At 61.4% G+C, this 10,067-nt stretch carries 7 protein-coding genes; 4 read left to right on the forward strand and 3 right to left on the reverse strand.

Annotation, left to right across the window (positions count from 1 at the left end):
* The first annotated feature begins 61 nt into the window (after positions 1–61).
* The 3 genes from AC0L3I_RS27350 to AC0L3I_RS27360 all read left to right on the forward strand — a co-directional run bounded on the left by AC0L3I_RS27350 (position 62) and on the right by AC0L3I_RS27360 (position 3,714).
* On the forward strand, positions 62–2,467 hold the full coding sequence (locus tag AC0L3I_RS27350; protein WP_473528927.1) for an arylsulfatase: 2,406 nt from the start codon (positions 62–64) through the stop codon (positions 2,465–2,467).
* A 237-nt stretch (positions 2,468–2,704) separates the two neighbouring features.
* A complete protein-coding gene (locus tag AC0L3I_RS27355) occupies positions 2,705–3,505 on the forward strand; it encodes a DUF2092 domain-containing protein (RefSeq protein WP_473528928.1) in 801 nt (266 codons plus the stop codon).
* Positions 3,502–3,714 carry a hypothetical protein gene (locus tag AC0L3I_RS27360; protein ID WP_473528929.1) on the forward strand — a complete coding sequence of 71 codons (213 nt, stop codon included), beginning with the start codon at positions 3,502–3,504 and terminating at the stop codon, positions 3,712–3,714. The genes AC0L3I_RS27355 and AC0L3I_RS27360 overlap by 4 nt, the downstream gene beginning before the upstream one ends.
* Before the next feature lie 141 nt (positions 3,715–3,855).
* Here the strand turns inward: AC0L3I_RS27360 and add are convergent, their stop codons facing one another.
* Together add and AC0L3I_RS27370 are read right to left on the reverse strand one after the other, a co-directional pair.
* Complete coding sequence (gene add / locus AC0L3I_RS27365; protein ID WP_473528930.1) at positions 3,856–4,848, reverse strand: adenosine deaminase; 993 nt, start codon at positions 4,846–4,848, stop codon at positions 3,856–3,858.
* A gap of 681 nt (positions 4,849–5,529) precedes the next feature.
* Positions 5,530–7,185 carry an acetolactate synthase large subunit gene (locus AC0L3I_RS27370; RefSeq protein WP_473528931.1) on the reverse strand — a complete coding sequence of 552 codons (1,656 nt, stop codon included), beginning with the start codon at positions 7,183–7,185 and terminating at the stop codon, positions 5,530–5,532.
* A gap of 160 nt (positions 7,186–7,345) precedes the next feature.
* On the opposite strand from AC0L3I_RS27370, the gene AC0L3I_RS27375 reads away from it, so the two are divergent.
* Positions 7,346–8,293, forward strand: coding sequence for a DUF5996 family protein (locus AC0L3I_RS27375; RefSeq protein WP_473528932.1), 948 nt, complete (start codon positions 7,346–7,348; stop codon positions 8,291–8,293).
* A 344-nt stretch (positions 8,294–8,637) separates the two neighbouring features.
* Here AC0L3I_RS27375 and AC0L3I_RS27380 read toward each other — a convergent pair whose 3' ends face one another.
* Positions 8,638–9,705 carry an RHE_PE00001 family protein gene (locus AC0L3I_RS27380; RefSeq protein WP_473528933.1) on the reverse strand — a complete coding sequence of 356 codons (1,068 nt, stop codon included), beginning with the start codon at positions 9,703–9,705 and terminating at the stop codon, positions 8,638–8,640.
* Positions 9,706–10,067: the final 362 nt, after the last annotated feature.

A 10,067-nucleotide genomic window follows, 5' to 3' on the forward strand; every position in this document is an offset into this window, starting at 1 on the left:
CGAAGCATATGCGTTCTGCTGGTTACTGCATGTGGCGATCAGCGAAGGGGGGAGATTTGCGATGAAAACTACTAGGCTCGTCTCATGTGGAGCGGCGCTCGCCGTTTTGACGCTCGTAGCTGCCCCGGCTAGTGCACAGGAGGCAGTCCCGCTCGGCTCGCCCGCAGCTACGGCGCCGATCAACCCGCTACGCGTCCCCAATCCGCCTGGCAAATTCGGCGGCATAATCAACCTCGACGCGCCCACATCCACGCCCTACTGGCAGCCCCAGGTCGTGCCACCGGAAGGAGCGCCGAACATCCTCATGGTTCTGATCGATGACGAAGGGTTCGGCGCGCCTAGCACCTTCGGTGGCGTCATCCCCACGCCGAACCTTGATCGGATCGCTGACGCGGGTCTGCGCTACACGCAGTTTCACACTACTGCGCTGTGCTCGCCCACCCGCGCCGCGCTGATCACCGGAAGAAACCACCACTCCGTCGGCACAGGCGTGATCGGCGAAGCCGCTACCGGGTTTCCGGGCTACAGCAGCATCATGACGAAGGACAAGTCGACCATCGGCACAATCCTGAAAGCCAATGGCTACGCCACATCCTGGTTCGGCAAGAACCACAATACCCCCGCTTTCGTCACCAGCCAGGTCGGCCCTTTCGACCAATGGCCGGTCGGCATGGGCTTCGAATATTTCTACGGGTTCAACTCCGGCGAAACCAACCAGTGGCAGCCTGATCTCTATCGCAACACCACGCGCATCTACCCCTATGTCGGCAACCCTCAATACAATCTGGTCACCGACATGGCGGACGACGCCATCGCCCATGTCCAGCAGATCAACGCCCTCGATCCGAACAAGAAGTTCTTCCTCTATTACGCGCCGGGCGCCACCCATGCGCCTCATCATCCGACCCAGGAGTGGATCGATAAGTTCAAGGGCAAGTTCGGCATGGGCTGGAACGCCCTTCGTGACGAGATTTTCACCAATCAGAAGAAACTGGGCGTGATCCCGCAGGATGCTCAACTCACGCCCTGGCCGAACGATCTCCTCAAGAATTGGGACGAACTTTCGGCCGACGAGAAGAAGCTCTTCGAGCGACAGATGGAGGTCTATGCGGCCTACCTCGCGTATGTCGACGATGAGATCGGCCGTGTGGTCAAGGCCATCGAGGATATGGGCAAGCTCGATGACACGCTCATCATCTATGTCAGCGGCGACAACGGCCCCAGCGCGGAGGGCTCGCCGGTAGGCACACCGAACGAGATGACTTTCTTCAACGGCGTCGAGGTTTCCGTTGCGGATCAGATGCCGTTCTACGACGCTTGGGGCTCCGCCGAAACTTATCCTCACTACGCGGTCGGTTGGGCCTGGGCCATGAGCACGCCCTACAAGTGGACCAAGCAGGTAGCCGGCTATCTCGGCGGCGTGCGAAACGGCATGGTGATCTCGTGGCCCGGCCACATCACAGACGCCGGAGGCATCCGCAACCAATTTCATCACGTCATCGACATCGTTCCGACCATCCTCGAGGTGACGGGAATCGAGGCGCCCGACGTTGTCGATGGCATCGATCAAGCGCCGATCGAGGGCGTGAGCCTCGCCTATACCTTCGACAAGGCCAATGCCGACGCCCCGTCCCGGCACCACACGCAGTATTTCGAGATGTTCGGTGAGCGCGCGCTCTACCACGACGGCTGGATCGCATCGACCGTGCCGTTCCGCGCGCCGTGGAACGGCACCGCCCCGGACCCGAAGGACGTGGTCAACGATGCCAAGTGGGAACTTTACGACCTTACCACCGACTGGACCCAGAACAACGACGTCGCCCCGGCCAATCCAACGAAGCTCACGGAACTCCAGGACATGTTCTGGATCGAGGCGGCAAAGTATCAAGTCCTGCCGCTCGATGCCTCGGCGCTCACGCGCTTCATCGCACCCCGGCCGAGCATTGTCGCAGGCCGCGACAAGTTCGTTTACACACGCCCGCTCGTCGGCACCCCGCTCGGAACAGCTCCCAGCATTCTCAACAAATCCTTCTCGATCTCGGCCGAAATCGAAGTGCCTGACGGCGGCGGCGATGGGATGCTCGTTACCCAGGGCGGCCGCTTTGCCGGCTGGGCGCTCTACCTCCTCAAGGGCAAGCCTGTCTTCGTCTACAATCTGCTCGACCTCGCACGGCCGCGAATCGAGGCGCCCCAGCCTCTGTCGGCGGGCACGCACACCGTCGACTTCGTCTTCACCTACAATGGACCTGGCCTCGGCAAAGGCGGGACCGCGGTAATGAAGGTCGACGGCGCCGAAGTGGCGAGCGGCCAGCTCGCCAATACCCTGCCGTTTGCACTCGAGGCGAGCGAGACCTTCGACGTCGGCTCAGACACCGGAACCGGAGTCGACGATGCCGACTACACGTCCCCCTTCCCGTTCACCGGGAAGCTTGGAAAACTCACCATTAAGCTCGGGGGGAACAGTTGACCGAAGCAGGCCCCCATCCCTGGGTGATTTTAGCCAGCGCATGGAACGTGCCGGTCACGACAGCAGAGTTGCATGCCAAACAGACTTGGAATTCTGAGCACAGTGCAACTGACCACCTTGTAGTCACGTCCGGAGTCGGCACAAGGCTCCGCCCTTCGCCACGCCTACTACCATCAGGCCGACCAGCGGTCGCCAGCAAGCGGCGCCCATTGTGACGCTCAACGGAGGAATATTCAAATGAAGACGAAACCGATAGGACTCGCTGGAGCAGCGGTGTACACCACGACCCTGACCCTCCTACTCGCATTGGGAGCGCCTAGCGCCGCGCGGGCCGACGAGACGCACGCCAAGAGCCTGCTGAAAGCCATGTCAGATTACCTCGCAGCCCAGCAGATGATTTCGTTCGGCTACGATACGAACCTGGAAGTCGTCACCAAGGAACAGCAGAAGATTCTGTTTGCGAGTTCGGGCACTGCCGCCCTCAGCCGTCCCGACAAGATTCGCGCCACCCGCGACGGTGGCTTCGCCAGTGTCGAGATGATCTTCGACGGAAAGACGCTCACTCTGCTGGGTAAGGATGCCAACCTCTACGCCCAGGCCGAGGTCCCAGGCGATCTTGACCACCTGATCGACGAGTTGCGCGACAAGTTGCACAGGCCTGTCCCCGGTGCCGATCTGCTCACGTCCAATGCCTACGAAGTGCTTATGGACGGCGTGACCGACGTAAAGGACCTCGGCAGCGGCGTGATCGGCGGCACCGAATGCGATCACCTAGCGTTCCGCGCCAAAGAGGTCGATTGGCAAATCTGGATCGCACAAGGCGCGAGCCCCTATCCATGCCGCTATGTGATCACCTCCAAGGAGGTAGATCAGGGTCCGCAATACAGTGTCCAAGTCAGGGATTGGAAGGCAGGTAGCGAGGTTGCGGCCGACGACTTCACGTTCAAGAACACGACCGATGCCAAGAAGGTCGCGGCTACAGAACTCACAGATACGGATGAATTGCCCGATCAGTTTGCTCCAGGAGGAAACCAATGACCATGACAATCAGGCTGAGACTTATTCTGCTCGCTGCGGCGATTGGAGTTCTTGGGATCGGAACCTCTGAACGGCTTGCGGTTCCGGGTTCGATTGGCTTCGTCTCAAGCGCTGAAGCCCGAGTCGGACGTCCCCTAACGCCCGTGAGCTATGCTGGGGTGGCGCGCCGCACGGTGCGGCGTTGCGCTGCCGGAGTCTACTACTGCTAAGAAGGTTGGGAAGGCTGGCGGAATTAACCGTGCCGACACGCGGAACCGCTTAGGCTAAAGCCAACGAGCGTTGTTGCTAACGTGGGCTTGCTGTTCGTGATTGCCGCCTTTTTCTTCGGGTCAGCGACGCGCAACCGTTTGTCAGCCGTGCCAACCTGTCAGATCGTCCAGGACGCGCTCCTTGAGTGTTGCGTTGGCATAGCTGGCGCGAACGGATGTCGCTGCGATTTGCCGAATAGTCTCCCGATCCCAGCCAAACGCTTCGGCGCATTGCGCATAAGAATCCTCGAGCGTGGTGTCAAGTAAGGCTGGGTCGTCGGTGTTGACGGAAACCAGGACCCCGGCCTTGCGCAGCCTTTCGATAGGATGGTCTGCAATTGAGCGGTAGAGGCCGAGTGTGATGTTGGAAACGGGGCAAATACCTAACGGAATCTGCCGCTCAGCGAGCAGGCTCACCAGCTCCGGATCCTCGACGGCGCGCACGCCGTGATCAATGCGATCGGCACCGAGAAATTCGAGCGCGTCGCGGACCCCCTCCGGTCCGCTCGACTCGCCTGCATGCACCGTGCGCCGTAGGCCCGCTGCTGAAGCACGGCGGAATGCGTCGGCAAAACGGGGACCCGTTCGACCAGCCGCTGCTTCGTTTCCGTCGATCGACAAAGCGACGACCCGCGGGTGTTTGATCTCCCCCAACAGTTCCACAAGCTCAATCGCCTCTTCCGCCGACTGGGTGCGAAGTAGGCTGATGCAAAGTCCGACCGGTGGTAGCCCATCCTCCTCGGCCGCCGCGAAGCCACTATCGAGCGCGTCGATCATTCCGGAGACGTTTCGGCTCCAGTGTGACCAGTGTGTTGGGTTGACGATGACGTCGGCGTAACGAACGCCGCTTCTAGCCATGCGCTTCGAGACCTTGTAGGCCGTGTCGGACAGTTGCTCGGGCGTGCGGAAGGTGCCGCAAATCCAGTCGAGCATCTCAAGGAAGCTCTTCAAGTCATGCGCTTCGAAGAGCTTGTCGCGCGGTCTCCGCAGCGGAATGCCGGCCGCTTCGCAGTTGCGCACGACGTCCTCCGCCTCGAAACAACCTTCGACGTGAATATGCACCTCGGCTTTCGGTAGTCGGATGAAGTCGGTCATAAGGCCTCCTTAGCTGACTGCACAAAAGCACGTATCGCGTGACCTGCCTTTCAAGAAATAGTTGAAACAATTGCGCCGGCCGGCCATGGGCGTTCTGGGGGAACAGCGCCGCAAACAATCGTGCTGTAAAACCTGCATCGATACCTCCGTTCAGAGTTCGTAGCTTATTGTGTTTGGAGCAATCGCATATCCACAGCAGCGGACGACCGGTCTTAAACCACGCACTCGCAAAATAGCCTTTGCCACGCGCGGCACTGTCCGAGGAGGGCGGCGAAAGGCCAACGTATCGCTAGACAATTACATGCGCGCTTCGGAGAAAACCGACAACCTTACGAATGTCGCCTTTGGGTCATCGGACTTGGAAGGTGAACGTCCGCTATCGTTCTTCGCTGCACCAAACCAGACATTCTGCTTCCGGCCCCGTTCCGGTCGTTCCGAAACGCGCGCCCGAATGGCTACTTCTGGCGCGTCCTGCTCGTTGCGGTGGTCCACACAGTCGATTGTGTGCGGCCCTGGGCAGCCCTTCAAAACGAGCGCCCAACAAAATCACCGTTTGTTCTCCCTTAGCGTTGTTTAGCGTACTTTCAACGCGCTGCCCTCTACGAGGCGAAAGCGGCCGGGGCAGGACCGCCTGCAAGGGGCTTCTCCGCTGACTTGCAGGATTGGCAGCATAGGTTCGCCTCATTGCGATTCCTTGGCCGCGAAATGCCTGCGCAGCTCTTCGACGAGGACGCGGGCATTCTCCGAATAGTCGATCGGGACGTCCACCAGATGTACGCCGCCTCCCTTGAAGGCTTCCTCCAGCGTTGGAACCAGCTCCTCCGCTGCGCCGACGCGGGAACCGCTGGCCCCGTACGACTCGGCGTAGCGGACGAAGTCGGGATTGCCGAATGTGAGCCCGAAGTCCGGAAATCCGTCGACCGCCTGCTTCCAGCGGATCATGCCGTAGGCGGAATCGTTGAGGATCATCACGACAAGGTTAAGCCTCAAGCGAACGGCTGTCTCGAGTTCCTGGGAGTTCATCATGAAGCCGCCGTCACCGCATACCGCCATCACGCGGCGCTCGGGATAGAGGAGCGACGCCATGATCGCCGACGGCAATCCCGCCCCCATGGTCGCGAGCGCGTTGTCGAGCAGCAGCGTGTTCGCATGATGGGTGCGGTAGTTGCGGGCGAACCAGATCTTGTACATGCCGTTGTCCAGGCAGACGATGCCGTCCTCGGGCATGACCGTTCTGACGTCGTGTACGATGCGCTGCGGCTTGATCGGGAAACGATCCTCCAGGCTGCGCTCGTTGATCCGCGACAGAATCGTCTGACGAAGCTCGATGATCTTCGTGTCGGGGCTGAGCCGGCCCTCGAGCCGATCGGCGAGCACGGCCGCGGTCGTGCCGATGTCGCCGACCACTTCGGCATCGGGATGGAACACCTGTTCCACCGTCGCTGATGTGAACCCGATGTGGATGACTTTGGGGCCGCCCTTGTCCCGCATGAGGAATGGCGGCTTCTCGATCGTGTCGTGTCCAATGGCGATGATCAGATCCGAAAGCTCGATCGCATCGTGCACATAATCGCGCTCGGAAAGCGCGGCCGTTCCGACATAGAGGTTCGAGCCGCCGTCGACTGCGCCCTTGCCCATCTGTGTGTTGAAGAACGGAATGCGGCAGCGTCGCACGAAGTCCGAGAGCGGACCAACCAGCCGAGGGCGATTTCCAGCCGCGCCGATCATGATCAAGGGACGCCTGGCCGCGAGTATCATCTGCACTACGCGATCGATCGCGGCGGGATGGGCCACCGGACTTTCCAGCCGATGCACCGGGACGGGCGGGACGAACTCGATTCTCTCGCCGGCAACGTCCTCGGGAAGCTCCAGGTGCACGGGGCCGGGACGCTCTTCCGTCGCAACCCTGAAAGCGTCGCGCACTGCGGTCGGGATGCTGCGCGGGCTGACGATCTGCCGCGACATCTTGGTCAGCGGCTTCATCGATCCGACCACGTCGACGATCTGAAAACGCGCTTGCCTGGCGCTCCGTATCGCCTTCTGGCCGGTGATCATGATCATCGGCATGGCGCCCAGATGGGCATAGGCCGCGGCGGTCGAGAAATTGAGCGCGCTGGGTCCAAGCGTCGAGATGCAAACGCCGGGCCGCCCGGTCAGCCGTCCATGCGTGGCCGCCATGAAGCCTGCCGCCTGCTCATGCCGCGTTGTGATCAATTCGATCCGCGAGGTGCGCAACGACTCCAGGACGTCGAGATTTTCCTCGCCGGGGACACCGAAGATCCGATCCACTCCCTCATTCCCGAGGGCGGCAACGAGGAGGTCAGAGCCCTTTTTCAAATTTCGGCATCCTTGTGGTTGAAGCGGGACCCAAATGAACGGATCGATCCCAAGCGAAACTGACAATGCCTTGGACCTACTCTATCTCAACGGGGCGGGTATTGTGAACGGAGCGAAGGGGCGGATTGTTGTTCAACTTTGTCGAAGGTAGGTTAGCCCGATGAACGACCGCATCCATGATCGGTGGCCGGACATACCGTATGGTCCTTGGCGCGGTACCTGCTCCGCGCTGCATCTTTATTCCCAGATCATAGGGAAATATCGGCTTGCGCGCACGCCCTGGGTGAACCATTCGTGGCACGCGACCCTCTATCCTAATGCTCGCGGCTTCACGACCGGGCTCGTGCCTGATGGAGCTGGCGGGATCGAACTCAGCCTCGACCTGGTCGACCATCAGGTGGTCGGAGCGGCCACCGACGGACGCACTGCCCGATTTCCGCTCGAGCCGATGTCGGTCGCTTCCTTCCATGCTCACGCATTAGACCTCGTTCGCAGCCTCGGCGGGACGGCGGAGATGAACGGCATGCCGAATGAAATCCCGAACGCGATTCCGTTCGCAGAGGACCGGGCCGAGCGGCCCTACGATGCCGATGCCGTCGCGCGCTTTTTCAAGGCAAGCATAGCGGTGACAGCCGTACTCCAGACCTTCCGCACCGCTTATCTCGGCAAGGTCAGCCCGGTGCACCTGTTCTGGGGGAGCTTCGATCTCGCAGTGACGCGCTTTTCCGGGCGGCGAGCGCCCCTGCACCCGGGTGGCATTCCCGCCCTGCCCGACGAGATCACCCGCGAAGCCTACAGTCATGAGGTTTCGTCGGCTGGCTTTTGGCCGGGCGGTGGAGCGGTCGACTTTCCCGCCTTCTATTCCTATGCCTATCCGGCACCGGCTGGCTTCGCCGCGGCAAAGATCCTTCCCGACGCCGCATACTACGAAGCGAGCCTTGGAGAATTCCTGCTGCCTTATGACGCGGTGCGCGGAGCAGCCGATCCGGAAGCGATCCTCATGGGTTTTCTCGAGAGCACCTATCGCGCCGCTGCCGAGCTCGCGGAATGGGATGCCGCCGCTCTCGAATGCGCAATCGGACAACCTCGCCGACCACGGCGCCTGTAAGTGCCTTCTCGCCCAACGTTCGTAACGGATTGCCCTAGGACCTCGAAAGCGACACTGGCTGAGAGCCTGTCGTGCACTTACAGCCGCAGAACTAAACAGCTGGCGATCGTCAAACGAGCGAATTGCGCGGATATCGTTGAAGAAGTCGGCTCGTAGTCGCGGTTCACATCAATGCGTTCGAAGGTTTGGCGCGCCAGAGAAGATGAGGAAACTGGATAGTCAGGGTGCCGAGCTATGAAGTGGGAAGCCTGTTCCCGCTGCCAAGACGAAGCGACTCGCAATAGCACGGTGGTGCCGGTCGCACGCCGGCGTGCCAGGCGATCTTTCCGCGCGCACGCGAGCTGTCAGAGGATCCCCCACGCCCGGTAACGTCCCCTGCCCGTGATCTCGCGCAGGCCGAGTTCGGCGACGAGATTAAGCGCGCCGCGTGTACTTAACTTCAGCTCCTTTTCGATCATCGCCGTGGAGACGAGCGGCCGGGCGAGCACCAGCTCGACCAGTTGCGGCAGCTTCGAATGCCCCCGCCGGCCGCGCAGACGCCGAGCCATCTGCTCCCGGGCGAGCACCAGCCGGTCGTGTTCCTTCAGCCCGGCGACGGCCGCTTCAGTGACGCCCTCCAGAAACCCGATCAGCCGCGCCGTCCTGTCGCGGGCGCGCCGCCTTTCGCGCGGAATGGCGCGCAGCCCGGTGTTGAGACAGACGAGGTGTGCGCTCGTTTTTCGGACCTGCCTGAGCATGGCGCCGACGAGCAGATGTCCGAGCCAGGGCAGATGCTGCAGCGGTTCTTTTGTTTCCCACGCATCCCATAGCAGGGCGGCGCTCAGCACGGGCGGCTGGCCAGTGGTCCGGTTCAACATGGCCCGCCAGTCCGACAGCCGTTCCTCCTCGTCCCAGTCGGGATCGTAGACGAGCGGATTTTTTTCGTCCGTCGGGACCTGTTGCGGTCGCGAAACCGGCGCGGCGGCGAGCCCGTCGAGCACGTTGCGCGTACGATCGAGCAGCGCATCGATGGCAGCAAATTCGGCGCCTAGGCCATCGTTCAGATCGTCGTTGGCCGACTCGCCCGCCTCTTCATCACCGCCGCCCTCCGCTGCCGTCGCATGACGCTCCGGTGGCAAAGCGTTCTGGGCGCTAGCGCCACGCCCGCGCAATTGGCTTAGGCCGTTCGGGCTCAGCGCCCAGTCCGGCCTGTTGGCAACAATCAGCCGCCGTGCCCGCAGCACCGCATGGGCACGGGTGAGCTCGTGGGTCGGCGTGCGGATGTCCATGTGGGTGTCGTGTAGGACCAGATCCTCGACATGGACAAGCTCGCCCTCGAGCCACAGCGCGGCGGCGGCGTCGTAGAAATGCGTGCGCGCGACAAACCCTTCGCGCACCGGACTTCTGGCCAGCCGCTCATCGAGGCGCGCCAAAGAATCCTCTGCGGTGACGAGCGGTCCCGCGAGGTCGCGCCACGGGATTGCATTGGTACGGTCAAGGTCAAAAAGAGTCATCGGGCGTCGTTCCGGCCTTCGCTCTGGCGCTGCCAATTGAAATTCTTAGGCAAAAATCGGCGCACCCGCTTGCGGCCCGTCTCCAGCCTCTCTTGATGCAAACTGGTGACGTCGTAAGCCATTGATATCGCTTTAGCCGATTCGACTTGCTGAAGCTATCTTGCACTTTGCTTCACTCACGCCGGGTCTTCTTGGGATGCGGTTTCACTATCGATAATCACCTCTTATCGATAGTGATTGTTTTTGCGGCGCAAATCAGTCATTTTCGGCCCCAAGATGGC

Source organism: Mesorhizobium sp. WSM4840, from assembly GCF_055811755.1.